23 protein-coding genes are annotated in these 26,759 nt (G+C 70.9%); 16 read left to right on the top strand and 7 right to left on the bottom strand.

Annotation, left to right across the window (positions count from 1 at the left end; translation table 11 throughout):
• Positions 1–51 precede the first annotated feature (51 nt).
• Positions 52–1,662, bottom strand: a complete 1,611-nt coding sequence (locus tag QC283_RS04925; protein ID WP_279560095.1) for an N-acyl-D-amino-acid deacylase family protein — start codon at positions 1,660–1,662, stop codon at positions 52–54.
• 55 nt (positions 1,663–1,717) lie between these two features.
• A complete protein-coding gene (locus tag QC283_RS04920) occupies positions 1,718–3,007 on the bottom strand; it encodes an amino acid deaminase (RefSeq protein WP_279560094.1) in 1,290 nt (429 codons plus the stop codon).
• Between the two features lie 136 nt (positions 3,008–3,143).
• Here QC283_RS04920 and QC283_RS04915 point away from each other — a divergent pair, with 136 nt between their 5' ends.
• The 9 genes from QC283_RS04915 (at position 3,144) to QC283_RS04875 (ending at position 14,246) form a co-directional block, all read left to right on the top strand.
• Entirely contained in the window at positions 3,144–4,211 is a 1,068-nt protein-coding gene (locus tag QC283_RS04915; RefSeq protein WP_279560093.1) for a sugar kinase, read from the top strand.
• Positions 4,208–4,972 carry an IclR family transcriptional regulator gene (locus tag QC283_RS04910; RefSeq protein WP_279560092.1) on the top strand — a complete coding sequence of 255 codons (765 nt, stop codon included), beginning with the start codon at positions 4,208–4,210 and terminating at the stop codon, positions 4,970–4,972. The genes QC283_RS04915 and QC283_RS04910 overlap by 4 nt, the downstream gene beginning before the upstream one ends.
• Complete coding sequence (locus QC283_RS04905; RefSeq protein ID WP_279560091.1) at positions 4,969–5,379, top strand: RidA family protein; 411 nt, start codon at positions 4,969–4,971, stop codon at positions 5,377–5,379. The genes QC283_RS04910 and QC283_RS04905 overlap by 4 nt, the downstream gene beginning before the upstream one ends.
• A 132-nt stretch (positions 5,380–5,511) precedes the next feature.
• On the top strand, positions 5,512–6,999 hold the full coding sequence (locus QC283_RS04900; RefSeq protein ID WP_279560090.1) for a GntP family permease: 1,488 nt from the start codon (positions 5,512–5,514) through the stop codon (positions 6,997–6,999).
• A gap of 77 nt (positions 7,000–7,076) precedes the next feature.
• Complete coding sequence (locus tag QC283_RS04895) at positions 7,077–7,655, top strand: hypothetical protein (RefSeq protein ID WP_279560089.1); 579 nt, start codon at positions 7,077–7,079, stop codon at positions 7,653–7,655.
• Between the two features lie 218 nt (positions 7,656–7,873).
• Positions 7,874–8,314: an effector-associated constant component EACC1 gene (locus QC283_RS04890; RefSeq protein ID WP_279560088.1), complete on the top strand. Its 441-nt coding sequence runs from the start codon at positions 7,874–7,876 to the stop codon at positions 8,312–8,314.
• Complete coding sequence (locus tag QC283_RS04885; RefSeq protein WP_279560087.1) at positions 8,301–11,018, top strand: caspase, EACC1-associated type; 2,718 nt, start codon at positions 8,301–8,303, stop codon at positions 11,016–11,018. The genes QC283_RS04890 and QC283_RS04885 overlap by 14 nt, the downstream gene beginning before the upstream one ends.
• A gap of 104 nt (positions 11,019–11,122) precedes the next feature.
• The gene (locus QC283_RS04880; protein ID WP_279560086.1) at positions 11,123–12,472 is read left to right on the top strand and encodes an Nramp family divalent metal transporter; all 1,350 of its coding nucleotides are present in this window, start codon (positions 11,123–11,125) and stop codon (positions 12,470–12,472) included.
• A gap of 202 nt (positions 12,473–12,674) precedes the next feature.
• Positions 12,675–14,246, top strand: a complete 1,572-nt coding sequence (locus QC283_RS04875; protein WP_279560085.1) for a carbohydrate-binding protein — start codon at positions 12,675–12,677, stop codon at positions 14,244–14,246.
• 120 nt (positions 14,247–14,366) lie between these two features.
• Here the strand turns inward: QC283_RS04875 and QC283_RS04870 are convergent, their stop codons facing one another.
• The 4 genes from QC283_RS04870 to QC283_RS04855 form a co-directional block, all read right to left on the bottom strand.
• Positions 14,367–15,632, bottom strand: a complete 1,266-nt coding sequence (locus QC283_RS04870) for a hypothetical protein (RefSeq protein WP_279560084.1) — start codon at positions 15,630–15,632, stop codon at positions 14,367–14,369.
• 115 nt (positions 15,633–15,747) lie between these two features.
• Positions 15,748–16,257 (bottom strand): SigE family RNA polymerase sigma factor, encoded by a 510-nt coding sequence (locus tag QC283_RS04865; protein ID WP_279560083.1) that lies wholly within the window; start codon positions 16,255–16,257, stop codon positions 15,748–15,750.
• 86 nt (positions 16,258–16,343) lie between these two features.
• Positions 16,344–16,535, bottom strand: a complete 192-nt coding sequence (locus tag QC283_RS04860; RefSeq protein WP_279560082.1) for a hypothetical protein — start codon at positions 16,533–16,535, stop codon at positions 16,344–16,346.
• A gap of 11 nt (positions 16,536–16,546) precedes the next feature.
• Entirely contained in the window at positions 16,547–17,398 is an 852-nt protein-coding gene (locus tag QC283_RS04855; RefSeq protein ID WP_279560081.1) for a helix-turn-helix domain-containing protein, read from the bottom strand.
• A 222-nt stretch (positions 17,399–17,620) separates the two neighbouring features.
• Here QC283_RS04855 and QC283_RS04850 point away from each other — a divergent pair, with 222 nt between their 5' ends.
• Together QC283_RS04850 and QC283_RS04845 are read left to right on the top strand one after the other, a co-directional pair.
• The gene (locus tag QC283_RS04850; RefSeq protein ID WP_279560080.1) at positions 17,621–18,109 is read left to right on the top strand and encodes an ATP-binding protein; all 489 of its coding nucleotides are present in this window, start codon (positions 17,621–17,623) and stop codon (positions 18,107–18,109) included.
• Positions 18,110–18,277: 168 nt separating this feature from the next.
• Positions 18,278–19,180 (top strand): hypothetical protein, encoded by a 903-nt coding sequence (locus QC283_RS04845; RefSeq protein ID WP_279560079.1) that lies wholly within the window; start codon positions 18,278–18,280, stop codon positions 19,178–19,180.
• A gap of 84 nt (positions 19,181–19,264) precedes the next feature.
• On the opposite strand, the gene QC283_RS04840 is transcribed toward QC283_RS04845, so the two are convergent.
• Positions 19,265–20,977: a chitinase gene (locus tag QC283_RS04840; protein WP_279560078.1), complete on the bottom strand. Its 1,713-nt coding sequence runs from the start codon at positions 20,975–20,977 to the stop codon at positions 19,265–19,267.
• A 179-nt stretch (positions 20,978–21,156) separates the two neighbouring features.
• On the opposite strand from QC283_RS04840, the gene QC283_RS04835 reads away from it, so the two are divergent.
• The 5 genes from QC283_RS04835 to QC283_RS04815 all read left to right on the top strand — a co-directional run bounded on the left by QC283_RS04835 (position 21,157) and on the right by QC283_RS04815 (position 26,758).
• Entirely contained in the window at positions 21,157–23,067 is a 1,911-nt protein-coding gene (locus tag QC283_RS04835; RefSeq protein ID WP_279560077.1) for a serine/threonine-protein kinase, read from the top strand.
• Positions 23,068–23,325: 258 nt separating this feature from the next.
• Entirely contained in the window at positions 23,326–24,222 is an 897-nt protein-coding gene (locus tag QC283_RS04830; protein WP_279560391.1) for a hypothetical protein, read from the top strand.
• 112 nt (positions 24,223–24,334) lie between these two features.
• Positions 24,335–25,042 (top strand): Flp pilus assembly protein CpaB, encoded by a 708-nt coding sequence (cpaB, locus tag QC283_RS04825; RefSeq protein WP_279560076.1) that lies wholly within the window; start codon positions 24,335–24,337, stop codon positions 25,040–25,042.
• Between the two features lie 7 nt (positions 25,043–25,049).
• On the top strand, positions 25,050–26,348 hold the full coding sequence (locus QC283_RS04820; RefSeq protein ID WP_279560075.1) for an AAA family ATPase: 1,299 nt from the start codon (positions 25,050–25,052) through the stop codon (positions 26,346–26,348).
• Positions 26,345–26,758 carry a TadE/TadG family type IV pilus assembly protein gene (locus QC283_RS04815; RefSeq protein WP_279560074.1) on the top strand — a complete coding sequence of 138 codons (414 nt, stop codon included), beginning with the start codon at positions 26,345–26,347 and terminating at the stop codon, positions 26,756–26,758. Before QC283_RS04820 ends, QC283_RS04815 begins: the two co-directional genes overlap by 4 nt.
• The last annotated feature ends 1 nt before the right edge of the window (position 26,759 follow it).

Here is a 26,759-nt window from a genome sequence, read left to right as displayed (position 1 = left end):
GGCCAACGGGCGGTGACTCGGTCAGTCACCCGGTCGGCCGCCGGGAAGGCGCTACCGCGGAGTCCGCCGCACCGACCGCCCCGCCAGTACGTCCGTGCGCCGTCCGTCCTCCATCACGAACCGCCCGTCGACCAGCACGTACGGGATACCCGTCGGCAGCACGCGCGGGTTGTCGTACGTGCTGCCCGCCGCGACCGTCGCCGGGTCGAAGAGCACCAGGTCGGCCCGGTACCCCTCGCGGACCAGCCCGCGGTCCGGCAGCCGCAGCCGGGCGGCCGGGCGCGAGGTGAGGTGGGCGACGCACTCCTCCAGCGACAGCACGCCCAGCTCGCGGACGTAGTGCCCGAGATAGTGCGGGAAGGTGCCGTAGGCGCGCGGGTGCGGCTTGCTGCCCTGGAGGATGCCGTCCGAACCGCCGGTGTGGACCCGGTGCCGCATGATCGCGCGCACGTTCTCCTCGTGGCCGACGTGCTGGAGTATGGTCGGCGCCAGCCGGTCGGTCAGCAGCAGGCGGCGGGCGACCGTCCACGGGGTCTCGCCGCGCAGCCCGGCCGACTCCAGGACCGTACGGCCGACGTACTCGGCCAGCGCCGGGTCGCCCGTGCCGGAGATCTCGATCGTCTCCCACTCCACGGGCACGCCGTGGCAGCCGTCGGCGCCGATCTCCTCCATGTGGTGCCGGATCCGCTCGGCGGTGTCGTCGTCCGCCAGCCGCTCAAGGATCCGCTCCGGCCCGCCCTCGCTCGCCCAGCTCGGCAGCAGCGCCACGAGGGTGGTGCAGCCGGGGGTGTACGGGTAGGTGTCGAGGGTGATGTCGGCACCGGCGTCGAGCGCGTCGTCGAGGAGCGTCAGCAGCTCGGGTGCCCTGCCCTTGTTGACGCCGAAGTTCATGGTGGCGTGCGCCAGGTGCAGCGGGCAGTCCGCCTGCCGGGTCAGCTCCACCATCTCCTCGTACGCCGTCAGCGCCCCGGCGCCGTACGAGCGGTGGTGCGGGCAGTAGTAGCCGCCGTACGACGCCACCACCCGGCACAGCTCGGTCAGCTCCGCGTCCTTGGCGTACATGCCGGGCGTGTACGTGAGCCCGGACGACATGCCGACCGCGCCCTGTTCCATGCCCTCGGCGACCAGCCGGCGCATCCGCTCCAGCTCGGCGGGCGTCGCCTCCCGGTCGTCCCAGCCGACCGCGAGGGCGCGCACCGTGCCCTGCGGGATCAGGTAGGCGGCGTTCACCGCGATGCCCGCGTCGAGCCGGTCCAGGTACTCGCCGACCGACCGCCAGTCGAAGTCGACGTCGTCGCCGGGGCCGTTCCACCCGGCGATGGCGCGGCGCACCTCGCCGAGGGTGCGGTCGTCGACCGGCGCGTACGACAGCCCGTCCTGGCCGACGACCTCCAGGGTGACGCCCTGCGCGGCCTTGGCGCTGTGGTCGGGGTCCCGCAGCAGCGCCAGGTCGCTGTGCGCGTGCATGTCGATGAAGCCGGGGGCAAGGACCAGGCCCTCGGCGTCCAGCTCCCGGCGTGCCTTCGGGCGCTGGCATCCGGCGGCCGCCGCCTCCTTGACGATCGAGACGATCCGGCCGCCGTCGACCACGACGTCGGCCCGGTAGGAGTCGTCGCCGGAGCCGTCCACGACATCGGCGTCCCGGATGACCAGCTCTTCCATGTTCCGCTCCTTTGCGAATCCTTTTGGAAGGAAGACCTTCTGGAAGGAAGTCCTCTTAGAAGAACGTGCGGATGTAGTCGACGACCGTCCCGTCCGCCTGCGCGAGGGGGATCAGCTGCCACTTGTCGAAGGACGTGCACGGGTGGGACAGGCCCAGGCCCACCCAGTCGCCGACCTCCAGGTCGGCCTCCGGTGCGGTGCGCAGCCAGGCGTGCTGGTCGGACAGACCGCTCACCGTGACGCCGGTCGCCGCCCGCTCCGGGCCGCCGTCCGCCGGGCGCACCACCTGCGCGAACGGCAGGTCGAGGTCGTACGCCGCGTCCCGCTTGCCCGCGTTGGCGAAGGCCTGCTCGGGCGAGGGGCGGGAGACGACCTGCGTCCACAGCCGGAACGCCGGCTCCAGGGCGCCCTCGTCGGGGACGCGGTTGAAGGGGGTCACCTCGCGGTAGTGCCCGTCGTCGTGCGAGACGTACGCGCCCGAGCGCAGCAGCTTCAGTACGGGCAGGGAGAGGCCGGGGACCTCGGCGAACACGTCGGCCACCGCGTCGAACCAGGCGCTGCCGCCCGCGCTCAGCACGATCTCCTCCAGCCCGGCGAAGCGCCCGGCCTTGTCGAAGTCCACGGCCAGTGCGACCAGCCGCCGCAGCCACGCGCGCACCCTCTCCGGGTCGGCGTCCGGCACCTCGCCCTCGTACCCGGCGACACCGGCCAGCCGCAGCGAGTGCGCGTCGGCCACGGCGTCGGCGACCGCCGCGCACTCCGCCTCGGTGCGCACCCCGGTCCGGGCGCCCTCACCGGCGCCCAGCTCGACCACGACGTCCACCGGGCGCAAGGCGCCCGCGTCGGTCAGCGCGGCGTCCATCAGCCGGGCGCCGCGCACGGAGTCGACGTAGCAGACGAAGCGGAAGTCCGGGTCGGCGTCCAGCTCGGCGGAGACCCAGCGCAGGGCGGCGGCGTCGACCAGCTCGTTGGCGAGGAAGATCCGCCGGACGCCGAAGGCGCGGGCGACCCGCACCTGGTGCGGCACGGCGAGGGTGATGCCCCAGGCGCCGTGCTCGATCTGGCGGTGGAAGAGCTGCGGGGCCATGGAGGTCTTGCCGTGCGGCGCGAAGGCGAGGCCGTGCCGGGCGGCGTACGTCTCCATCAGCGCGAGGTTGTGCTCCAGGCGCTCGGCGGACAGGGCCAGCACGGGGGTGGCGAAACCGCCGGTGAAGAGGTTGCGGCGCTGACCGGCCAGCTCGGAGACGGTCAGACCGTCGGCGTCCGGCGGGAGGCCCTTGAAACGGTGGTCGACGCGCTCCTCGGCCAGACGGGCGAGGGCTTCGGTGCCGGTATCGAGGGCCATGGAGCCTCCCTGATCTGATGCGTTGCAAATAATGCAACGATCGTTGCGTATATCGCTTACTGCTGTCTAACATCTCGGCGAACGCGGGGTCAACGGAGCCGCCGCCCGCGAGACGCGACTAGGAGCCAAGACCATCGTGACCGTCGACGGACCCCGCAGCACCGCCCCCGACATGGTGGACGTCGTCGCGCTCGGCGAGTCCATGGTCACCTTCCTCCCCTCCGTGCCCGGGCGCCTCGCCGACGTCCCCTCCTTCGACCGGGGCATCGGCGGCGCCGAGTCCAACGTGGCCTGCGTACTGGCCGCCGCCGGGCACGTTGTCCGCTGGGTCGGCCGGGTCGGCGCCGACGGCTTCGGCGACCACCTCACCGAGGCGATCGGCGCCTACGGCGTCGATGTCAGTGCCGTCCGCCGCGACCCCGACCGCCCGACCGGCGTCTACTTCCGCACCGCCGGCGACCGCGCCACCGACGCCCACGAGGTGGCGTACTACCGGGCGGGCTCGGCCGCCTCCGCGATGTCGGTGCGGAACATGGACCTCGACACGATCCGCTCCGGGCGCGTCCTCCACCTCTCCGGCATCACCCCCGCGCTCTCCGCCGACTGCCTCGCCCTGATGCGCGAACTCACCACCCGCCGCCCCGGCCGCCCCCTCGTCTCCTTCGACGTCAACCACCGCCCGGGACTGTGGCGCGACGCCGAGGACGGCCCCGAGGTGCTCCTGGAGCTCGCGCGCGGCGCCGACCTCGTCTTCGTCGGCGAGGACGAGGCCTGGGGACTGGGCGGCCCCGAGGCCGTGCGCGCCGCACTGCCCGAGCCCGAGCTGCTCGTCGTCAAGCAGGGTGCGACCGGCGCCACCGCCTTCCACCGGACCGCCGGCGCCGACGGCACCCAGGCCACCCACGTCACCACCGTTCCCGCCCTCACCGTCGACGTCGTCGCCGCCGTCGGCGCGGGCGACGCCTTCGCCGCCGGGTTCCTCTCCGCCACGCTGCGCGGCCTGCCCGTGCGCGAGCGCCTGCGCCACGGCCACCTGATGGCCGCCGCCGCCCTCACCGCCCCCGGCGACCTCGCCACACCTCCCGCCCGGCACCACGCCGACCGCCTGGCCGCCCTCGACGACGCCGCGTGGGGGAGACTGCGACTCGGCCCCGGCTGGACACAGGCCGGCGAAAGGGCCGAGGAGGAGGTACGTACGCCATGAGTCAGACCGTCGACCGCGCGCTGAGCATCCTGCCGCTGCTCGCCGAGGGCCCCGCCGACCTGGGCCGGGTCGCCGACCGGCTCGGCGTCCACAAGTCCACGGCCCTGCGCCTGCTGCGCACCCTCCACGAGCACGGCTTCGTCTACCGCCAGTCCGATCAGCGCTACCGCCTCGGCGCCCGGCTCATCGCCCTCGCCCAGGAGGCGATGGAGAACCTCGACGTCCGCGAGATCGCCCACCCCCACCTCATACGCCTCAACGAGCAGTGCGGACACACCGTCCACCTCGCCGTCTACGAGGAGAACGAGGTCCTCTACATCGACAAGGTGGAGAGCCGCTACCCGGTCCGCATGTACTCGCGGATCGGCAAGCCCGTCGCCATCACCGTCGCGGCCGTGGCCAAGCTGCTGCTCGCGGACCTCCCCGAGAACGACCGCCGAGCCGTGGTCGAGAAGCTCGACTACCCCCTGTACACGGCCCGTTCGACACCGAACGCCGACGGTTTCCTCAAGGAGCTGGCCAAGGTGCGCGAACAGGGCTGGGCCACCGACCTCGGTGGCCACGAGGAGTCCATCAACTGCGTCGCCGCGCCCATCCGGGGCGCCGACGGCCGGGTGACGGCCGCGATGTCGGTCTCCGCGCCGAACGTCGTCGTCACCGCCGACGAACTCCTCACCCTGCTCCCGCTGGTGCGCCGTACGGCGGACGCCATCAGCGGCGAGTACTCCGGCAGGACCCCAGTCAAGGAAGTCACCGCATGACCGACAAGATCGCTCTCACCCCCGCGACCCACACCGTCCCCCCGGCGAAGTTCAGCCACGGTGTCCGCAAGGGCAACATCCTCCAGGTCGCCGGCCAGGTCGGCTTCCTCCCCCACGAGGAGGGCAAGGCCCCCACCCCGGCCGGCCCCACCCTGCGCGAGCAGACCCTCCAGACCCTCGCCAACGTCAAGGCGATCCTTCAGGAGGGCGGCGCCTCCTGGGACGACGTGATGATGATCCGCGTCTACCTCACGGACGTCGACCACTTCGCCGAGATGAACGACATCTACAACGCCTACTTCGAGGAGCAGGGCCTCACCCAGCCGCCCGCCGCGCGCACGACCGTCTACGTCGGTCTGCCCGCCGGACTCCTCATCGAGATCGACGCGCTGGCCGTCCTCGGCTGACCCTCTCCTCGGTCTTACCCTCCCCACCGCCTGTTGTCTGTCGCACGGCACGGCGCCCCCTCACCCCCGGGGGCGCCGTGCCGCGCCCCGCCGTGCCCGAAAGCTTTATGTGTTTACCCAGAGGACCCCCGTATGTCCCCTATATCCCTCCAGCTCGCCGCCTCCGCGCCGGCCCAGACCCCGCCCCACACCGGTGGCCTGCTCCACCTGATCGACGGCACGGCGGGCCTGCTGACCGTCGCCGCGATCGGCATCGGGCTCCTGCTCTTCCTGATCATCAAGGTCCGGCTCCAGCCGTTCGTCGCGCTGCTCGCCGTCTCCATAGCCGTCGGCCTGCTCGCCGGCCTGTCGGTCACCGAACTCTTCGGCACCGTCCAGAAGTCCGACGCCGTCTCCACCATCGAGTCCGGCATGGGCGGCATCCTCGGCCACGTCGCCATCATCATCGGCCTGGGCACCATGCTCGGCGCCATCCTCGAGGTCAGCGGCGGAGCCCAGGTACTCGCCTCCCGGCTGCTGGGCCTCTTCGGCGAGAAGCGCGCGCCCCTCGCCATGGGCCTGACCGGCCTGATCTTCGGCGTCCCGGTCTTCTTCGACGTGGGCATCTTCGTCCTCGCGCCCATCGTCTACGCCGCCGCCAAGCGCTCCGGCAAGTCGGTCCTGCTCTACTGCCTGCCGCTGCTCGCCGGCCTGTCGATGACCCACGCCTTCCTGCCGCCGCACCCCGGCCCGGTGGCCGCCGCCGGTCTGCTGAAGGTGGACCTCGGCTGGGTGATCCTCATGGGCATCGTCTGCGGCGTCCCGGCCGTGCTCGCCGCTTGGGCGTTCTCCGCCTGGATCGGCCGCCGCATCTTCGTGCCCGTGCCGCAGGACATGGTCGAGGCCGCCGAGGAGGCCAGGCAGGCCGTCATCGACGAGCAGAGCAAGGCCGGTGTCGCCCCGACCGAGAGCCCGGTCGCGCTCGGCACGGTCCTCGGCATCATCGGCACCCCGCTGATCCTCATCCTCGCCGCGACCTTCTCCTCCATCGCCCTGGACGAGTCCACCCTCCGCTCGGTGATCGAGTTCTTCGGCAACCCGTTCGTCGCCCTGACCATCGCCCTGTTCCTCGCCTACTACCTGCTCGGCATCCGGCGCGGCTGGTCCCGCAAGTCGCTGGAGACCGTCTCGACGGCCTCGCTGAAGCCGGTCGGCAACATCCTGCTGGTGGTCGGCGCGGGCGGTGTCTTCGGCGCCGTCCTCAGCGCCAGCGGCGTCGCCCAGGCCCTCTCCGACACCTTCAACGACGTCGGCCTGCCGGTGATCGTCCTCTCCTACCTGATCTCCCTGGTGCTGCGGGTCGCCCAGGGCTCGGCGACGGTGGCCATCGTGACGACGGCGGGCATCGTGGCACCGCTGCTCGCCGAGGGCGACCACTCCCAGGCGTTCGTCGCGCTGGTCATCATGGCCATCTCGGCGGGCTCGATCTTCGCCTCGCACGTCAACGACGGCGGCTTCTGGATGGTCGCCAAGTACTTCGGCATCAGCGAACGGGACACGCTGAAGACGTGGACCGTGCTGGAGAGCGTGCTGTCGCTGGCCGGGTTCGTGGTCGCCGCGGTGCTGAGTCTCTTCGTGTAGGCGTCTCGTGTAGGCGTCTGATAACGAAGTTGGGGCTGGCTGTGCCCGGCACAGGTTCGTCGACCATACTGCCCGCTGTGGACCAGCGCAGAGGATCGACCAGCCAGCCCCTGGAAGGCGCCGGATTCGACCCGGCATTCATCCCCGGGCTCAGCTCGCCCGTGTCCGGTGAACCGGAGGACGTGAGACCGGCGAAGCCGGAGACGGAGGCGAAGACGGACACCGAGGCCGGGGACGTCCGCGACGCGGAGGAAGCCGTCGTCGGGGAGCCGTCCGCCGAGGAGTCCGCCGAGCCGGCCACGGAACCGGACGAGGAGGAGGCCCCCGCCGGCCCCGTCTTCGAGGCGTCCGACCGCCGCGCGAGGATCGTCGCCGACCACAAGGGCGTACGGCTCGCCCTCGACGACCAGAACTGCGAGTTCCGCTGGGACGAGGTAGGGGCCGTCGAGACGGAGACGGGACGCTTCGGCAAGCGGTTCACGGTCACGGTGCACACGCCCGACCGCCGCTGGTACCCGATCGAGATCGAGGCCACCTCCAGGAGCCGCTTCCCGGAGTGGGAGTCGGCCCTGGACGACGTCCTGGACGCGTACTTCGAGGACGGCGAGGCGCAGCCCGAGGCGGACGAGGAGAAAGAGCCGGCCGACGCCGGGTGAGACCGGGGCCCGTGCCGTGAGGCGTCGCTGAGCGCGGCACGGGGCGGGATCGCCGGTCCCCCCAGCGGGCCTCCGGTCCCGCCCTGCCCCGGCGGGGCGAGCGCTCTCGCCGCGCACTTGGACCCCACGTGCAACGCCACTACGGTCGCATACGGTTGAGGCGGATCACTCGTGCGGGCCACCACTTACGGGGCGGCCCGTCGGACTCTGGGGGGACTGTGCGGATTCGCATCGGAGACGGCGACCCGGGTGACGGACGGCCGGGCGGCGACGCCACCGACCTGACCGGGCGTTTCGCCGACTGGCTGGTCAAGGACCGGAGCGTGGGCCGCCACGTGACGTTGACCCGCGAACGCGCCGGAACGGCCGACGGCGGGATGTCGGGCCAGGCCCTGGAGTGGATCGGCCTGGCCCTCGGCTCCGGTTTCTCCGCCGCCGGTCTCGTCTACGCCCACCTGAACTTCCGCGCGTCACTGCCGCCTCGCCGACGATCGGCCGCACGGCTGGTCGTCGAGCACAACGGCGTCCGCGTCGTGATCGAGGACGGCGGCCCGGCGGACGCAGCCCGTATCGCCCGCCTTCTCGGCGCGGGGGACGCGGCGGGTGACTCCCCCGACGGCGCTGCCGCCGGCGAGGAGGACCCGAGTGCCCGTACCTGATCCGCGCCGCAGCCGGGCCGTGGTGGTCGGAATCGGCGACTACACGCACGCCGACCTGGCGGCCATGCCGGCCGCGGCGTCCGGCGCGAACCGCGTCGCCGCGCTGCTGCGCGACCCCTCGGTCTGGGGGCTCTCCGAGGATCACGTCACCACCCTCGTCTCCGGCACCACGCAGGAACGCATCCTGACGGCGGTAAGAGACGCCGCGCTCGCCACCGAGGACACCTTGTTGGTGTACTTCGCCGGCCACGGACTGCGTGACCCGGGCGAACGCCTCCATCTGGCGCTGGCCGACGCCGACCCCGACTTCCCCCAGATCGGCACCCTGCCCTACCGCCAACTCCGTGACCTGATCAGGCACGCCGGCCACCGGGCCAGACACCGCGTCACCGTCCTGGACTGCTGCTACAGCGGCATCGCCGGCGGCATGTCCCACGCTGCCACCCCGACCCGCGACGAGTTGGCCACCGCTCTCGACGAACCCGTGCACGGGGACGCCAACGGCGGTGAGGCGGACGGCGACGCCGGGTGGCCGCCCCCCTCGGACGAGGACCGCTACGGCGACTGCGTCCTGACCTCGGCACCGGCGGAGAGCCGTTCCTTCGTTCGCCCCGGCGCGCCGTACCCCGAGTTCACGGGTGAGCTGATCGCGACGCTGGACGCGGGGATCGCCGGAGTCGGGCCCCTGATCAGCCTGGAGCGTGTCTGGCTCAGGGTCCGTGACCGCATGCGCGCCCGCCACAGCCCGGAACCACAGCAGTTCGCGCACAACAGCGCCACCCGCCACATCCAGTTCCTCAACCGTTCCCCCCACACCCGGGGCGAACCCGGATCGGCCGCGCCCGGTCCCGATGCCGCCGCCGACCCGGGTCCCGAGCCGGGCCCGCCGGCCGCCCACCTCGCGGCACGGGACGCCGCCGAACGCATCGCCCGCACCATCCCGGAGGTCTCCGGCCGGATGTCACTGCTGGCCGGACTCGCCGACGCGACGGCAACGGTCGACCCCGGCAAGGCCCGGCGACTCGCCGACGAGGTCGTCCAGGCCGCGCACGAGACCACCACGGACCCCACCCAGCGCGCTCTCCTCTTCGCGCGGGCCGCCGTCTGCCTCGCCACCCTCGACCCGTCACGGGCACGGCGCCTCGTGGACGAAGCCGAAAGGGCCGCCCAGGACGAAACGGATCCCGACGCCCGGGCCCGGGCCCTGGTCTACCTCGCGGACGAGCTCGGTTCAATCGACCGTGACCGGGCAACCTGGCTCCTGGAGGAGGCAGAGGGCACCGCCCACGGCGTACCCGATACCTGGGAGCGGTCGTCACTGCTCCGGAGTCTGACGCATGCCCGACTGTTGAAGGACGCCCCAGAGTGGCGTCAGCGGCTCAAGGACGAGGCCGAGAGCTTTTACGAAAACCGCCGGAAGGGTGAGAAGTTCGAAGAGGCCGCGCGCCGCTCACCCGAGGGCACACGCCGGGCCGGCGAGGCCGGCGCCACCACCGACCCGCAGCGGAAGGTCGCAAAGCTGGTCGAGATCGCAAGGGAGCTGACCGACTCCAAGCACCACCATCAGGCCGTCGAGCTGCTGGAGGAGGCCGAGCGGACCATCCAGATGATCCGGCCCCGCAAGAGAGGGGCGGCGCTGCGCATCCTCATCGGTGAGCTATCGCGCATCGGCTGGGCCGCCACGACCATTCCCGACCGTGTCGTCGATCTGACGTCGAGGACGCAACGAGCCGTCGACAGCCTCACGGATCATATGCGGGACGACCTGCAGGAGGACCTTGCCAGAACGTTGGCCCACGTCGCGAGGTGCCTGGCCTGGACGGACCCCCGTCGCGCGCTCGGGCTCGCCCGCGAGGCCCAAGCTCTCTTACCCCGGTTCCGCTCATGGGAGCGGCCCTTCGGTGAACTAGACGTCGCGAGGACACTGACCGACATCGGCAAACACCTGGCCCCGTCCGATCCCCGTCAGGCGGCCGACCTCGCCGTCGAGGCCTGGCGAGTCGTTTCGGTCTCTACCAAGAAAGAATCTTGGCAGTACAAGCCGACGTCTCGGGAGGCCGTGGAGGTGCTGGCCCTTGCCGGCAGGCACCTGGCGGCCACCGACCCGCGTCGCGCGGAGGAACTCCTCCGTGACGCCGAGTCACGCGCCCACGACCTCCCCGCCTCAGAACGGACATCGGGACTGCGCGCCGTCGCCGTCGCCCTGGTCGAAGCGCTGGGAGAGACGGGCACGAGCACGCGTCCCGACCAGGCGGACAACACCCTCCGCCGGGCCGAGCGCCTGGCCCGTGACCTGCCTGACGACGAGAGCGACCTGCTGGAAAGACTCTCCAGATCCCTGTTGAAGGCCGGAGAGACCCTCGTTGCGGAGGATCCGGAGCGCGCCGCGCTGTACGCCGTCGACGCCGAACGCGTCGGTCGCCGGTCCCAGAACGAGACGGACTGGAGTCTCACGTTCGAATCGATCGTTTACCTGTGGATGAAAATCGTCGAACGCAGGCCGGCCTACGCCAACCGGGCCCGACTGACCGCGAAGAAAATCGCTGACGATGAGGACAGGGCACGGGCCCTCGGGCATCTCGCGGCCGCGCTGGCACCCGCCGACCCCGAGCACGCGGAACGCATCGCCGAAGACATCCCCGTCTCGACCGCGAAGGCAGTGGCTCTCATCGCGATCTCGAAGGCGTGGGCCACCGCGCGATGAGCAGCCTGGACGGAGTAGGCCAGCGACCCAGTACTGAGTACCTCGGGTGAAGATCCCCGCACGCCCCCTTGTCCCGTCGCCCGGCATGAGCTTTCTTGGCCCGCATGGCGGACACCACGGGCAACACCAGTGAAAAGGCCACGGGGACACCACACGACCCCGGCTCGGCACCTCGCAAATCCAGCTGGCGCTACATCGGCCCCGGCATCGTCGTCGCGGCGACCGGGGTCGGCGCCGGCGACCTCGTGGCCACCCTGATCGCGGGCAGCAGCTTCGGCTACACCCTGCTGTGGGCGGCGGTCCTCGGCTGCCTGGTCAAGATCTCCCTGGCCGAGGCGGCGGGCCGCTGGCACCTCTCCACCGGCCGCACCCTCTTCGACGGCTGGGCCAGCCTGGGCCGCTGGACGACGTGGTTCTTCGCGTTCTACGTCGTGATCTGGGGCTTCACCTACGGCGCTGCGGCCATGTCGTCCAGCGCCCTGCCCCTGCAGGCCCTGTTCCCCGGTGTGATGGACCTCGAATGGTGGGGCGTGGCCTGCGGTGTGGTCGGCCTGGTCTTCGTCTGGTTCAACAAGTACGCCGTCTTCGAGAAGGTCATGACGGTCCTGGTGGGCGTCATGTTCGTGGTGACGGTCTACCTGGCGATCCGGGTCGCCCCCAACCTGGGCGACGCCTTCGCCGGCCTTCTCCCGGTCATCCCCGACGGCGAGGACTCCGTCCTCAACACCCTCGGCCTGATCGGCGGCGTGGGCGGCACGATCACACTCGCCGCCTACGGCTACTGGGTCAACGCCAAGGGCTGGGCCAACACAGGCTGGATGAAGGTGATGCGGCTGGACAACCGCGTCGCCTACATCACGACCGGCGTCTTCGTCGTCGCCATGCTCTTCGTCGGTGCGGAGCTGCTGCACGCCGCGGACATCGCGCTCTCCGGCGGCGGCAAGGGCCTGGTGCAGCTCGGCGACATCCTGGAGGACGAGTACGGCACGGCGACGGCCAAGTTCTTCCTGATCGGCTTCTTCGCCACCTCCTTCACCTCGCTCATCGGCGTGTGGCACGGAGTGAGCCTGATGTTCGCGGACTTCGTGTCCCGGCTGCGCGAGAGGAGGGCGGACGGCGCCGGCGGGACGGCGGGCGGGGCCAAGGAGATCGCCACCGGCGAGCACGAACGCTCCTGGCCCTTCCGCGTCTACCTGCTCTGGCTGACCTTCCCGCCCGTCATCCTGCTCTTCCAGGGCGAACCCTTCCGCCTGGTCATCATCTACGGCGTGCTGGGCGCGGCCTTCATGCCCTTCCTCGCCCTGACCCTGGTCTGGCTCCTCAACTCCTCCCGCACACCGGCCGAGTGGCGCAACGGCTGGCTCAGCAACGGCATGCTCACGGTCGCGGGCCTGCTGTTCCTGGTGCTGTGCGTGAAGGAGATCTGGGACCAGCGGTGGGCGGACTTCTTCTGAGGACGACGGCCCGTGGGACCGGGGGAGGCCCGGTCCCACGGGGTTCAAGATTCTGAACGACAATCATGTACACAGTCATTGACGTGTCCGCAACATGGTTTTAGCTTGCAGGAAAGCGCTTTCCCTTTCCTGTGGGCCGACCGCTCCCCTCCGGCTCTCGGCGGCCCCTCCGTGACTCCACCGACGAATCGGAGACCAACCGATGCAACGCAGACCCCTCATCGCCTGCGTCGGCCTGCTGGCCGGCACGCTCGTCACCCTGTCCGGCCACCCCGCACAGGCCGCCACCGAACGGTACGAGGCCGAATCCTCCCCCGCGAGCTGCACGGGCACGATCGACTCCGATTGGGCCGGGTACTCGGGCAGCGGCTTCTGCAACGGCACCAACGCGGTCGGGGCACACGCCCAGTTCACCGTGAACGCCCCGGCGGCGGGCACGGCCACCCTGCGGATCCGCTATGCCAACGGAACCGGCACGGCGCGTCCCGCGAACATACTCGTGAACGGCTCGACCGCGGCCTCCGCGCCCTTCGACGGCACCGGGACCTGGAGCACCTGGGCGACCCGGACGCTCACGGTGACGCTGAGGGCGGGCGCCAACACGGTCCGGCTCACCCCGACCACGTCGGCCGGTCTGCCCAACCTCGACCACGTGGAGGTGGAGACGGACGGCGGCTCCACCACGCCCCCCGTCACCGGCACGCTCTACGTGTCCCCGAGCGGCACTGACGGCGCCACCGGCACGGAGTCCGACCCCACCACACTCACCTCGGCGATCACCCGCGTCGCCCCCGGCGGCACGATCTACCTGCGCGGCGGCACCTACCGCCACGCCCAGACGGTCACCATCCCCCAGGGCAACGACGGCAGCTCGTCCGCCCGCAAGACACTGGCCGCCTACCCGGGTGAGACGCCGGTGCTGAACTTCTCGGCACAGAGCGAGAACTCGGCCAACCGCGGCCTCGCGGTGAACGGCTCGTACTGGCACGTCAAGGGCGTCGTCGTCGAGCGTGCGGGCGACAACGGCATCTTCGTCGGCGGCAGCGACAACATCTTCGAACGCACGGTGACCCGCTACAACCGCGACACCGGCCTGCAGCTCTCACGGATGCTCTCCAGCACGCCCAAGGCCGAGTGGCCCTCGAACAACCTCATCCTGAGCGCGGTCTCGCACGACAACGCCGACTCCGACGGCGAGGACGCCGACGGGTTCGCCGCGAAGCTCACCTCCGGCCCCGGGAACGTCTTCCGCCATGCCGTGGCCCACAACAACATCGACGACGGCTGGGACCTCTACACCAAGTCCGAGACCGGCGCGATCGGTGCGGTGACCATCGAGGACTCCCTCGCACTCGACAACGGCACCCTGAGCGACGGCTCCCAGGCCGGCAACGGCGACCGCAACGGCTACAAACTCGGCGGCGAGGACATCGAGGTCGACCACGTCGTCCGACGCAGCATCGCCTACCAGAACGGCAAGCACGGGTTCACCTACAACAGCAATCCCGGCACGATGCGGGTGTCGGACAACATCAGCATCGGGAACGAGCAGCGCAACTTCAACTTCGACGACGGTGACTCGGTGTTCCAGAACAACACCTCGTGCGACAGCGGTTCGAACGACCGGATCATCGGCGACGCCGACGGCTCGAACCAGTTCTGGTCGGGCTCGAACGGTTCCCGCTGTTCCTCCTACGCCGGAGCCCTGCGCTGGTCCTTCGCCGCGGACGGACGCCTGGTGGTGACCTTCGGCGGGGTGGCCGTGACCCGCTAGGCCCTGCCCGACAAACAGGGCGAGCCCGGCACGTCGTCCTCGGTGCCGCCGCCCGCCCCGCACCCCGGATCGGTCCGCCGCGCCACAGCGGGCGGCGGACCGGGCCGGGGGATCGACCCCTTACCGCAGCTTCTCCCACTCCGGGCTGAGCGCGATCTCCCGCAGCTGGTCGATGCTCAGCGCCGGGCTCTCGCGGGTGGGCCGGGCATGCGCGGCGTCGTTGTTGAACGCGCTGATCACCACGCGGAAGCCGTCGTCGCCGGGCCGCAGGGTGTCGACGGTCCACATGAGGACCCCGGCGACGCGGTCGTCGCCGGGCCCCTGCCGTACGGCGACGCGGGTGCCGTCGGGGAGGGTCTCGCCGGAGCCGTAGAGCTGACCCGCTACGTCGCCCATGCCGTGCTGCACGTTGACCTGGACGAGACTCCCACCGCTGCCGTCGTCCACGACGACGTAGCTGAACCCGCCGTCCTGGCCGCCCTGCCTGACCACGTCCAGGTTCTCGGGGAGCAGCCCGGTGAGGGTCTCGGAGATGCCCTCGCCGGAGGCCTCCGGCGGCGCGTACTCCGGCGTGGCGGACCCGGACGGCTCCGGCTCGACCGGCATGGCGTCCACCACCCGGCGCCACACGTCTGCCGTGACGACCTCCTTCAGCTGCGCGGTGGACAACGGCGGGTCCTCCCGTGAGATCGGGGCGCCCTTCTGGGCGGGGGAGTTCCACTCGCTCAAGGAGATGTGCTGCCCCTCGCTGGTGACGAGGTCGGCGGACCAGAGCTTGGTGTCGACGCGCCGGTCGGGATACTCGTAGCCCTGGAAGAGCCTGAGCAGCGAGCCGTCGGGCAGCCGGCTGGAGTCGCACGCGTCGTGCGGGGTGAACGTCTCGTCCGGACACTCCGTCAGCTGCCGGGCCTGGTCGCTGCCGGGCTCGACCCGGCCGAGGCCCATGCTGAGCGCGGCCGCGCCCTCCCCGTCGTCGTACACGGCATACGCGTACGGGCCCTGCTTCTCGTCGGAGCCCCGGGCGTCCTCCTGGCTGAACTCCCCCTTGGGAAGCAGTTCCTTGAGCGACTGGAGAAGGGCGTCCGCGGAGACGGGGGACGGGGCGGCCGAGGCGGGCGGGCGGGCGGTCGTCTCGGAGGCCACGGTGGAACGGTCGGGGCCCGAGGAGTCCCCCGAGGGCAGCAGCATCGCCCCGCCCACCCCGACCAGGGCGACCCCGGCCACCCCGCCGAGCACCCCGGCCCGGCGCCGCGTCAGCGCCCGGCGCCCACGGGTCCGCCCACCGGCGACGAGGGCCGTGCCGTCGGCCCGGAAGTCACCGCCGGTGTCGCGCAGAGCGGCGGTGAGCCGTTCCTCGAAGGGATCCTGGTGCTGGTTTTCGGGCATGACGAGCCACCCTTTCGGCTTGGTGAGAGCTGTGACAGTCGTGAGAGCTGCGTGCTGTGCGTGCTGTGTGCGGGACGAGGCAGGTATGCGGGTCCGACGAGAGGCGGGTGGTGCGTCAGGGTCTGGCGTACTCCGCGAGGTCCTCGCCCAGCAGCTCGCGCAGCTTGCCGAGCGCCCGGGAGCACCGTGTCCGTACGGCCGCCGAGCTGACGTTCAGCACGTCGGCGGTCTGCTCGACCGAGCGGTCCTCCCAGTACCGCAGGACGATGACGGCCCGGTCCTTGGCGGGCAGCCGGGCGAGCGCGGCCAGCAGGGTCAGCCGCAGCGGCGCGTCCCCGTCGCCGGCGCCCGGCAGGTCGGGGAACACGTCCGTCGCCCGCTCACGGCTGCTGCGCCGCCGCTGATGGGCGAGGAAGGCCCGGGTGAGCACGGTCTGCGCGTACGCGGCGGGGTTCCCCACCCGGGACACCCGCCCCCAGCGCACGTACAGCCGCCCGAAGGTCTCCTGCACGAGATCCTCCGCCAGATGCGTGTCCCCGGCGGTGAGCAGACACGCGGACCGGTACAGATGCCCGGCCCGCGCCGCCGCGAACTCGGCGTACTCGTCCGCCCGTCCCTGCCTCATGTACGTGTTCCCCCGCGCTCACCGCTGTCGTGCACCGCCGTCACTTCATTGATGCGGTGAGGCCCGGGAAATGTTTCATACGGACTTCACAGCAGGTGGTCGGCCTTGCCCGCCTTGATGTCGAGGATCATGCGACGCAGGGCCTCCCGGCTGTCGGTGAGGGGGGCGTCCTCCTCACCGGCTATGGCGATGTAGGCGTTGCCGGTGGTGTCGGTACCGAGGCGGAAGCAGCTCGCTCCCTCCCCGCAGAACGGCTCTTCCCACGTGATGTCATCCATGATGTGTCTCCTCACAGCCCGTTGGCGACGTCCCGGATGAAGTCGCGGGATGCCTGTGGAGACAGGGCGATGCGCTCCATCCAGTCCAGATGCGTACGGTACTTCGCGAGCTGTGCTTCCCCGCTCAGGAATTCCGGCCCGTGGGTGCTGTCGATCTGGACGGTGTCCAGTCGAGGCACCGGCCCCTCCAGGTAGTTGAAGATCTGCCCGGATCCCGGGAAGGTCCCGGCGGTGAAGGGTACGACCAGCAGCCGCACGGTCGGCCGCTCGGAGACCGAGATCAGATGCTCCAACTGCGCCCTCGCGATCTCGGCCCCACCGAACTGCATGCGCACGGCGGCTTCGTGGACGACAGCGACGTACTCGGGCGGGTCGTCTCCTTCCAGCACCTTCTGCCGTTCGACGCGGTACGCCAGCCGCAGTGCCGTTTCGTGCTCGGGTAGCGGTGGCAGTACGGCCCGGAAGAGTTCGAGGGCGTGGTCGCTGGTTTGCAGCAGCCCTGGAATGTGCGCGATGTGAATGGTCCGCATGCGCGTCGTCTGCGCCTCGAACTCGGCGATGTCGAGCAGTCCTGCGGACAGCGAACCCCGATACCGTTCCCACCACCCGCGGGTTTCCGGCCGGGCCATACTGACGAGCGCATCGATGTAGGCCTCGTCGGAGCAGTCGCAGTTGCAGGCCAGAGTGCGCAGTCGCTCCGGGCTGATGGTGCGGATACCCGTCTCGATGTTGGAGATCTTGGCCCGGTCCAGCCCGAGGAGTCCGGCTGCCCGGTCGGCCGTTATACCCGCTGCGACACGCATCCTCCGCAGCTCGGCGCCCAGACGCCTCTGACGCTCGGTCGGTGTCGTCCTCGGAGGCATGCCCTTCCTTCCTCTGGTTGTCGCCAAAGTCTGCCGTGGTCCGACCCCCGCCTACCACGCGCGGGTGAATTACCTCTGAACGATGGTAATTGAACCACTCGCGGACCTACATTCAGTGACGTACTGATCGCCCGGCGAGGTCGGCAGTGCATCGCGCGAGTCTGCCCGCGCGACGGAGCCACCGACCGCCCGGCAACTCGACGAACCCGACGAAGGAGCCCCATGCCCGCGACTCGCTGTCCCTCCGCTCCCACCTACCCGGCGGACCCGACGCCGCCCGTTCCCGAAACCCTGGCCTACAGCTTCACGCTCCCCGCCGCACTGTCCAGCCCGGCTCTGGCGCGGTCGGCCACGAGGGAAGTGCTCAGGGCGCACGGCCTGACGGACATGCTGGACCCGGCTCTGCAAGCGGTAGGCGAACTGACGGCTGTGGCATGCCAGTTCACGGAGTCCGAGAACTACTACCTCACCCTCCGCTACCGCTTCTCCACCCTCCGAGTGATCGCCTACGACAGCCACCCCCGCCACACCAGCCCTCACCTGGCCGCCGTCTGCGACACCCACCGCCGCGCGGCCCTCCGCGTCCTGGCCCGCGTCTGCCGCGCCTGCGACGGCACCTGGGGATTCGGGGAGGCGAGGGAACCGGGCGGCGGCACACGCATGTGGGCGACCCTGCCGAGGGTGGGCGCGGTGGCGTACGGGGCGACTTGACGGTGTGCGTCAGCGCGGCGGCACCCGGAGGTCGCTTCTCGTACGCGGTACGGGTGAATGGGCCCTTTGTTCAATTCGAGACAGGTGGCGGATCTTCTACGTTCTGTGGGTGGACCCCAGGACCGGAAGAAGGGCCCTGCGGGCGGGAACCGGCGAAAGGCGCGCCTGATGACGGGGTTGGGGAGCGCGGTGGTGCGGATGGTGGCCCTCGGGCCGTCCGTCGGTTGCTGCGCGGTGGCGGTCTCGCTGGTGCTCCGCACGTGGTGGACGAGCGGACGGGTGCGGACGCGGCTGCTGCTGTTCGGGGGCGCGGCGGCGGCCGGCGGCCTGTACCGGGTGGTGGCCGATGTGCTCAAGGCCCATCCACCGGACCCAGGACGGGACGAGCAGTCGCTGCTGGAGTCGGTGGTGATCGTCGGAGCGGCACTGGCGGTCGGACTGGGGACGGCCGGTCTGGTGGTCGCGGCCGACGCGGGTACCGGACGGCCCGTGCTGTTGCGGCGTGTACTCGACGGCGTCGTCGCGGCCGGGGCCCTGTTCATGACGGGCTGGGTGCTGCTGAGCGGGACCGGTGGCGGCTGGCTGCCGGGGGAGGGGATGGTGGTGTTCCTGTGGGCCGTCGAGCTGGTGTTCCTCAGCTTTCTGCTGGCCCTGTGCCGTCTCGTACGCAGTGACCGGAGAGCGACCTTGTGGGCGGGGATCGTCGGACTGTCCCTCATGCTGGTCGGTGACACCCTGCAGCTGTGGGTCGTCGGCCCGCAGGGAGCCGGGGTGCCGGACGGTCAGATGGTCGACGTTTGCAAGACCGTGGGGCTACTGGTGATCGCCACCGGGCCGTGGTTGCCCGGCGGGGCGAGCGTCCTGGACATGGCCCGGCCGGCGCTGCGATGGGGGATGGAGGGCGCGGCGGCTTTCGTTCCCTTGACGGTCTGCACGGTCATGGCGCTGGGACACGTGCTGTCTCCCACTGCCCGTGACCCGGTGCCGCTGCTGGTCGGTGGGACGGTCCTGGTGAGCCTCTGGGTGCGCCAGAGATTCCTGCCGAGCGACCATCTGGGAAGGGGCGACTGAGCCACGTGCGGCTGTTCCCCCTGCCGCCGTCGCGATAGGGGGAACAGCCGTGCTGACCAGCCGAGTCGGCCGGGCCGGCCGGAGTTACGGAAGCGCGTGCACGTGCGCTCCCACCGAGTTCGACCAGGCGTTGCCCGCCGTCGCGTCCCAGTTCGTGGACCAGGTCATCGCGCCCCGCAGGTCGGGGTACGTCTTCGACGGCTTGAAGGAGCCGCAGTTCGTGCCCTTGGTCAGGCAGTCCAGGGCGTTGTTGACCACGGACGGGGAGACGTAGCCGCCGCCCGCCGCACGGGTGGAGGCCGGCAGTCCCAGACCGACCTGGGACGGGTCGAGGCCGTTCTCCAGCTGGATGCAGGCCAGGGCGGTGAGGAAGTCGACCGTGCCCTGCGCGTACACCTTGCCGTCGCAGCCGAGCATCGTGCCGCTGTTGTAGTACTGCATGTTGACGACCGTGAGGATGTCCTTCACGTTCAGCGCCGTCCGGAAGTACGAACCCGACGTCGACTGCATGTCGATGGTCTGCGGGGCCATCGTCAGGATCATGTCCGGGCCCGCCTTCGCCGACAGGGCGCGCAGGGCCTGCGTCATGTAGGTCGCGTTGAGACCGTTCTCCAGGTCGATGTCGACGCCGTCGAAGCCGTACTCGCCCATGAGCGCGTGGACGGAGTTCGCGAAGTTGGTCGCCGAGGCGGAGTCGTTCACCGTGATGGTGCCCTTCTCGCCGCCGATCGAGATGATGACCTTCTTCCCGGCCGCCTGCTTGGCGCGGATGTCCGCCTTGAACTGGTCGACCGTGTAGCCGTCCAGGCCGGCCGTGTCGAGGTTGAAGGTGACGGCGCCGGGCGTGCTCGTCGCGTCCGCGAAGGACACGGCGATGATGTCGTACTGGGCGGAGACGTCCGAGATCTTCTGGACCGCCGCCCCGTTGTCGAAGTTCTGCCAGTAGCCGGTCACGGCGTGCTTGGGCAGGTCGCCGCCGCCCCCGCCGTCGCCGCCGTCCGCCGTCCGGGCCGAAACGGCCGCCGACTTGGCGGACTCGCCGGCCGCGTTCGTCGCCGTGACCTGGAAGGAGTACGACGTCGCGGCCGCGAGGCCGGTCACGGTCGCCGACGTGCCGGTCACCGCCGTCACCTTCGTACCGTCGCGGTAGATGTTGTAGCCGGTGGCGCCCGACACCGTGTCCCAGGTCAGCGACGCCGAGGAGGAGGTCGTACCGGAGACGTTCAGACCGGCGGGGACGGACGGGACCGTGGGTTCGGGTCCGCCGTCGTCACCGCCCCCGCCGTCCGGGCCGAAGACGGACAGGTCATCGGCGTAGTAGGCCGACTGGCCATACCAGCCGTGCGTGTAGACCGTCACCGAGCTCGTCGAGGAACCCGTCGTGAACGTCGTCGACAGCTGCTTCCACGAGGTGGAGCCAGGGGTCCAGGTCGACACGTCCGTCGTGCCCGTGCCCGTCACGCCCAGGTAGGAGTACCCGCCCTGGACCCAGGCGCTGAGCGTGTACGTCGATCCGGGCTTCACCTTGACCGTCTGGGCGCACCGGGCGTTGTCCTGCCCGTTCGGCGTCGCCTTCAGCGCGGCGGAGCCGGCGTGCGTGGGGGAGGAGACGGTCGTACCGCTGCCGGCGGAGCAGGTCCAGTTGCTCAGGCCGGCCTCGAAGCCGGCGTTCTTCGCGTTGTTGACGTCCGCGGCGGACGCCTGGCCGACGGCCGTGACCGAGAGGGCGAGCGCGGCGGTGACGGCTCCCGCCCAGAACTTCGTCCGTCTGCCGATACGTCTGTGTACGGGCTCCATGGGGGCCTCCGGAGGGGGAGTGGGGGCGTTGACGTACAAGGTGGTCCAGACCAATTGAGGGTGTCAAGAGGTCGGCAGGGACCAACAGGGAGAGGGAGCCCGCGAATTCACGGATGGCCCTGCTGACCGTGCACGCAGCACCTATCGTTGCTCCCGGTAATCAGGCGCAGGGGGGACGGATGCACAGCGACGGCAGCGCGGGGGGCGGCTCGGAGTACGGATCGGGCATGCTGATCGCCCACCGCTACCGGCTGGACAAGGTACTGGGCCGGGGCGGGATGGGAGTGGTCTACGAGGCTCTCGACACCCGCCTCGACCGGAAGGTGGCCGTGAAGGGGCTCCGGCACCCCGACGAGACCCCCGTCACGCACGCGCAGTGGGTGAGCCGGGCACGCCGTGAGGCGCAGGCCATCGCCAGGATCGAGCACCAGAACGTGGTCGCCGTCCACGATGTGATCGAGGAGGGGGGCCAGGTCTGGATCGTGATGGAGCTGCTCAACTCGCGCTCGCTGGCCGACCTGCTGAAGGACCAGCGGCAGCTCGCGGTGCCGCACGCGGCGCGCATCGGCCTCCAGGTGCTGCACGGGCTCACCGCCGTGCACCGGGCCGGTGTGGTCCACCGCGACGTGAAACCCCACAACATCCTGTTCCGGCCCGACGGACGGGCCCTCCTCATGGACTTCGGGATCGCCACGTTCGAGGGGGCCGTGCAGGTCACCCGGACGCGCGAGATCATCGGCACGGCGCAGTACCTCGCGCCCGAACTGCTCAGCGGTGCCCGGGACCAGCCACGCACCGCGACCGCCGCGTCGGACCTGTGGGCCCTCGGCGTCACGCTCTACGAGATGGTGGAGGGCCGACGCCCCTTCGAGGGGCTGACCGACCTCGAAGTGCTCATCGCCGTGCGGGAGGCACCGGTACCGCCCATGAGGTACGCCGGGCCGCTCGCCGTGCTCGTCGACGCGCTGCTGTGCAAGGACCCGGCACGGCGCCCGGACGCCGCCGAGGCGGAGCAGTTGCTGTCCGCCGTCACCTTGGAATCCCTCGCCCTCGACACGCAGCCGGGCCCGAGGCCCCCCGCGGAGCCGGTGCCACCGGATTCCCCACCCGGCCCGGCGCCGATCGGCGGGCCTCCTCCCGAGCCGGCCGGCCGCGGGCGTCCGGTCCGGTGGAGGATTCCGGTCGCCGGGCTCTGCGCGGCCCTGCTCGCCGCCGGTGCCTGGTTCGTCTGGGGGCAGCAGGACGGCTCCGGGGAGCGGGACGAGCCCGTCTCGGGCAAGCCGGGGACGGAGAAGACGTACAAGGACACGGACAAGGACGGCACACTCGTCGTCGGTGTCAAGGGCGATCAGCCCGGACTGGGCGTCGAGACGGGCGACGACTTCGTCGGGTTCGAGCCCGCCCTCGCGGTGAAGATCGCCGACCTCATGGGGTACGAGGAGCGGAACGTCGAGTTCGTCCGGGTGACGACCGCCGACCGGTCCGACCACCTGGTCGGCGACGTGGTGGACATCGTCGTCGCCACGTACACCATCGACGAGGAACGGAGCAGGGAGGAGGGGGTGGAACTCCTCGGCCCGTACTACCGCCCGTTCGCGGCGCTGCTGGTGAAGAACACACGGTACGGCTCCCTCGACGAACTGCAGGACTCGGAGAACTCCGTGGTCTGCACCACCCGGGACTCCGTGTACGGCGAAGTCCTGAAGAAGTACGGACTCACTCCGAAGAAGAACCCCCCCGACACCTTCGAGAAGTGCATCGAGTACCTCAAGGACTCGAGGAACACCATGGACGCTGTGGCCACGGACGACGCCATCGCCAACGGCTACGTGAGTGAGAACCCCGCCTGGAAGACACTCCTGCTCGATCTCGACAGGCGAGGGTGGGGCATCGGCGTCAAGAAGTCCGAGGGTGAGAGCAACCGGCTCCTCAAGAGGGATGTGTGCCGCGCCCTTTCCGAGATCATGGAGGAGTCCGCTGACGGGAAGTCGGTCTACAGAAGCCTCTACGACGAGTACCTGAAGGGCATCCAGAAGAACCGCAGCACCCCCGGCCCGCCGCCGCTGGAGCACTGCGCCGACTACCTGTAGGGCCGGGAACCGGCCGTACCCAGGCCGGCCCTCGCCCGGCGAATGTTCAACCTGCCCCGTTTTGACGCACCTTGTGCAACACAAGTTGTTCCAGAGCTACAGAAAGGCTGTTCTCCGGTCACAGAGGCGTGGATACAGTGCTCACGTAGTCACGCAGTGAAGTCGTCCGGGTGGGCCGGAGTAACACCGGTGCACCGGCGGGCATGGGGAGACGGGGAGCCGCGTGTGCCAACTGCCATCGCCGTGACCGGTGCCGACATGGCACTGCCGCCGCAGGACGAACGGACGCTGCCCGCGATCGTGCTCCAGGACGTCGACCGACGTCCCCTGGAACACGTGCTGGCCGAGCTGCACGCGCTGGTCGACCAGCACGGGCATGTGATCGTCGTGTGCTCGCAGGCCCTCCCGGAGCGTGTGGAACGCCGGCTGCACACCGTCCGCGCCCTCCTGGAGACCGACCGGATCGCCCTGTTCCGGCCGCCCCTGCCACCGCTCGGACTCGCCGTGCTGGCCCGCCAATTACGGCAGTTGGCGTCCTGCGACCTCAGCCCCGGCGTCCTCGCCTCGGCCGGCCGGCTGCTCACCCACTACATCCACACCGGCGCGCTGCTCGGCTCCGTCGCCCGGCTCGACCACGTCCCCGTGGGCCTGAAGTCGCACGCCAGGTCCTGGATGCCGGGCAGTCAGTTCGGCGTCGTGACCCATCCCGTGCCGCAGCTGGTGAGGATCGGACCCGAAGCCGCCCTCGACGGGCCCGAGTTCGGCACCAGCCTGCTGGTCGCCAAGGGCCAGCTCCCGTCCGACTGGGTCACCGGCACCCTCGCCCCGTCCTGGAAGGTACAGGGACTGCGCGAGACGCCCCTGCCCGCGGAGTCCCCCGGCTGGTGGGGGACCGGACGCCTGACCGAGTTCTGCGCCTACCTGCCCGACCTGTCGGTCCTCTACCAGCTGGTCACCTCCGTGCGGCGGAGTACCTGCCACTGGTGCGGCATCGACGTCATCGGCGACCGCTGCGTGTTCTGCTCCGCCACGCCACCGGCCTACGACGCGACACCGGCCGCGCACGGCGCGGACGGCGAGTCCGCCCGCCGCGACGGCGCCCGCCGCGCCGCCGCTCTCGGCCACCGCCGTGAGAGACGAGCCCTCACCGGGTAGGCCCGCCCCGCGCCCGCCCCGCCCCCGCCGCGCGTCGCGCCGTCGTCCGTCCGTCCCGCCCGCCCGTCATCCGATCCGGTTCGACCGATTCCCCAATGAGGTTGCACGGTTCATGAACTCCCGTCAGCGCCGAGGCATCATCCTGCTGATCCTGTCCGTCCTCTGCGCCCTCGGCGCGTTCGCCGGCGTGCTGTCCGTCGTCAACGACGTGAAGTCGAAGGTCGGGCCCGAGGTCACCGCGTACCGGCTCAAGACGAACGTGGAGCCCTACACGGCCCTCGGCGCGGAGCAGTTCGAGAAGATCGAGATGCCCGAGCGCTGGCTGTCGGAGAACGCCGTCACCGACCTCGGCCAGGTCCGCGGCAAGATCGCGGTGACGACGCTGAAGAAGGGCTCGTTGCTGCAGAGCGACATGATCGTCGACCAGCCCGCCCTGCAGCCCGGGCAGCAGGAGGTCGCCATCATGATCGACGCGGCGACCGGCGTCGCCGGCAAGATCACGCCGGGCTCCACGGTCAACGTGTACGCCACCTTCGAGGGCGAGCGTGAGGGCGACCCCGCCCAATCCAAGATCATCGTGACCAACGCCAAGGTCATCGATGTCGGAGACCTCACCCCGCTGAAGCCCGACGAGAACAGCCGCGACCGGGAACCCACCGACGCCGTCCCCATCACCTTCGCACTGTCCACCATCGACGCCCAGCGCATCACCTACGCCGAGTCGTTCGCCCAGCGGGTCCGGCTCGCGCTGGTGGCACCCGGCAGCGACACCACGGTCCCGGACAAGGACCGGACGTACGAACTCGCGAAGGACAAGTGAGACCCGTATGCCCACGAGGATCCTCCCGGCAGTAGGCGACCCGGACGCCGTACGGTCCATCACGACCCTGCTCAGCCAGCTCCCGGACGCCGAACCGGTGGCCCCGGTGACCGACTCCACCCAGCTCGTGGACACCCTCGCCCGCCTCGCCGCCGAGTCCGTCGACGAACTGCCCGAGGTCGTCGTCGTCCACGAGCGCATCGGACCCGTCCCCGCCCTGGAACTGATCCGCGAGGTCGCCCTCCGCTTCCCTGCCGTCGGCGTCATCCTCGTCACCTCCGACCCCGGCCCCGGCCTCTTCCAGGCCGCCATGGACTACGGCGCCCGGGGCCTGGTCGCCCTGCCGCTCGGCTACGAGGAACTCGCCAGCCGCGTCCAGGCGGTGGCCCAGTGGTCGGTGGGCGTACGACGGCACCTCGGCAGCAGCGTGGAGGTGTTCACCGGAGCCGGCGGCACCGTCGTCACGGTCAGCGGCGCGAAGGGCGGGGTGGGGACCTCCCTGACCGCGATCCAGCTGGCCCTCGCCGCCCAGGCGTCGGGACGGCCCACGGCACTGGTCGACATGGACCTCCAGGCCGGCGACGTCGCCTCCTACCTGGACGTCCAGTTCCGCCGCTCCGTCGTCGACCTCGCCACCATCACGGACATCTCCCCGCGCGTCCTGGCCGACGCCGTCTTCCGCCACGACACCGGCCTCGCCCTGCTGCTCGCCCCCGGCGAGGGCGAACGCGGCGAGGAGGTCACCGACCGCGCCACCCGCCAGATCGTCAGCGCCCTGCGCTCCCGCTACGAGGTCGTCGTCCTCGACTGCGGCGCCCAGCTCGGCGGGGCGGGCGCGGCGGCCGTGGAGATGGCGGACACGGCGCTGCTGGTCACCACCCCGGACGTGGTCGCGGTGCGGGGCGCCAAACGGGCGGTGCGCATGTGGGACCGGCTGCAGATCCGCAAGGCGGAGGAGACGACCGTGGTCGTCAACCGGCACACGCGGAGTACGGAGATCCAGCCCGCGCTCATCCAGAAGATCACCGGCACGGCGATCGCCGGCACTGCCGTCCCCGCCAACTTCAAGGAGCTCCAGGGCGCGGTGGACGCCGGACGCGTCCACGACCTGGACAGCAGGAGCACGGTGAAGCAGGCCTTGTGGGCCCTCGCGGGCGAACTGGGCCTGGTCAAGGCGCCCGAGGGCGACCGGAGGGGTGGCCGGGGACGCGGTGAACGAGGACGCGGTGAACGAGGACGCGGTGACCGGTTCCGCGGCGACCGGGGGTCGGTGAGCCTCCGGCGCCGGAAGGACGGTGCCGGATGAGTGCCTTACGGGGGTGGGCCACGGAGCGGCGGCAGCGGTACCGCCGGGACGCCGGCCAGGTCACCATCGAGTTCCTCGGCATGACCCCGGTGATCATCGCGACGCTGGTGGTGCTGTGGCAGCTCGTACTCGTGGGATACACGTACACGCTCGCGGGTAATGCTGCGGACGAGGCGGTACGGGCGGCGACGGCCGCCGACCGGGGGGCACGGCAGGGAGCCTGCCAGGAGGCGGGCCGGGACAAGCTGCCCGGCGCGTGGGAGGGGGGCGCCGAGGTGGCCTGCGGCACCGGGGGCGGCTATGTCACCGCCGACGTGCGCATCGAGGTGCCCATCCTCTTCCCGGGCACGGTCAGCTTCCCGTTCACCGTGCACGGGCACGCGGGGGCCGTCGAGGAGGAGGACGACTGAG

It is taken from the genome of Streptomyces sp. DH41 (assembly GCF_029813785.1).
Taxonomy (GTDB): domain Bacteria; phylum Actinomycetota; class Actinomycetes; order Streptomycetales; family Streptomycetaceae; genus Streptomyces.
This window is presented reverse-complemented; position numbering and strand designations above follow the sequence as displayed.

What these genes read in the sequence shown, in the direction of transcription:
- QC283_RS04925 (WP_279560095.1), bottom strand. Translation starts at nt 1,662, where the DNA reads ATGGAAGAGCTGGTCATCCGGGACGCCGATGTCGTGGACGGCTCCGGC.
- QC283_RS04920 (WP_279560094.1), bottom strand. Translation starts at nt 3,007, where the DNA reads ATGGCCCTCGATACCGGCACCGAAGCCCTCGCCCGTCTGGCCGAGGAG.
- QC283_RS04910 (WP_279560092.1), top strand. Translation starts at nt 4,208, where the DNA reads ATGAGTCAGACCGTCGACCGCGCGCTGAGCATCCTGCCGCTGCTCGCC.
- QC283_RS04905 (WP_279560091.1), top strand. Translation starts at nt 4,969, where the DNA reads ATGACCGACAAGATCGCTCTCACCCCCGCGACCCACACCGTCCCCCCG.
- QC283_RS04900 (WP_279560090.1), top strand. Translation starts at nt 5,512, where the DNA reads ATGTCCCCTATATCCCTCCAGCTCGCCGCCTCCGCGCCGGCCCAGACC.
- QC283_RS04880 (WP_279560086.1), top strand. Translation starts at nt 11,123, where the DNA reads ATGGCGGACACCACGGGCAACACCAGTGAAAAGGCCACGGGGACACCA.
- QC283_RS04875 (WP_279560085.1), top strand. Translation starts at nt 12,675, where the DNA reads ATGCAACGCAGACCCCTCATCGCCTGCGTCGGCCTGCTGGCCGGCACG.
- QC283_RS04870 (WP_279560084.1), bottom strand. Translation starts at nt 15,632, where the DNA reads ATGCCCGAAAACCAGCACCAGGATCCCTTCGAGGAACGGCTCACCGCC.
- QC283_RS04865 (WP_279560083.1), bottom strand. Translation starts at nt 16,257, where the DNA reads ATGAGGCAGGGACGGGCGGACGAGTACGCCGAGTTCGCGGCGGCGCGG.
- QC283_RS04860 (WP_279560082.1), bottom strand. Translation starts at nt 16,535, where the DNA reads ATGGATGACATCACGTGGGAAGAGCCGTTCTGCGGGGAGGGAGCGAGC.
- QC283_RS04855 (WP_279560081.1), bottom strand. Translation starts at nt 17,398, where the DNA reads ATGCCTCCGAGGACGACACCGACCGAGCGTCAGAGGCGTCTGGGCGCC.
- QC283_RS04850 (WP_279560080.1), top strand. Translation starts at nt 17,621, where the DNA reads ATGCCCGCGACTCGCTGTCCCTCCGCTCCCACCTACCCGGCGGACCCG.
- QC283_RS04845 (WP_279560079.1), top strand. Translation starts at nt 18,278, where the DNA reads ATGACGGGGTTGGGGAGCGCGGTGGTGCGGATGGTGGCCCTCGGGCCG.
- QC283_RS04840 (WP_279560078.1), bottom strand. Translation starts at nt 20,977, where the DNA reads ATGGAGCCCGTACACAGACGTATCGGCAGACGGACGAAGTTCTGGGCG.
- QC283_RS04835 (WP_279560077.1), top strand. Translation starts at nt 21,157, where the DNA reads ATGCACAGCGACGGCAGCGCGGGGGGCGGCTCGGAGTACGGATCGGGC.
- QC283_RS04830 (WP_279560391.1), top strand. Translation starts at nt 23,326, where the DNA reads ATGGCACTGCCGCCGCAGGACGAACGGACGCTGCCCGCGATCGTGCTC.
- cpaB (WP_279560076.1), top strand. Translation starts at nt 24,335, where the DNA reads ATGAACTCCCGTCAGCGCCGAGGCATCATCCTGCTGATCCTGTCCGTC.
- QC283_RS04820 (WP_279560075.1), top strand. Translation starts at nt 25,050, where the DNA reads ATGCCCACGAGGATCCTCCCGGCAGTAGGCGACCCGGACGCCGTACGG.
- QC283_RS04815 (WP_279560074.1), top strand. Translation starts at nt 26,345, where the DNA reads ATGAGTGCCTTACGGGGGTGGGCCACGGAGCGGCGGCAGCGGTACCGC.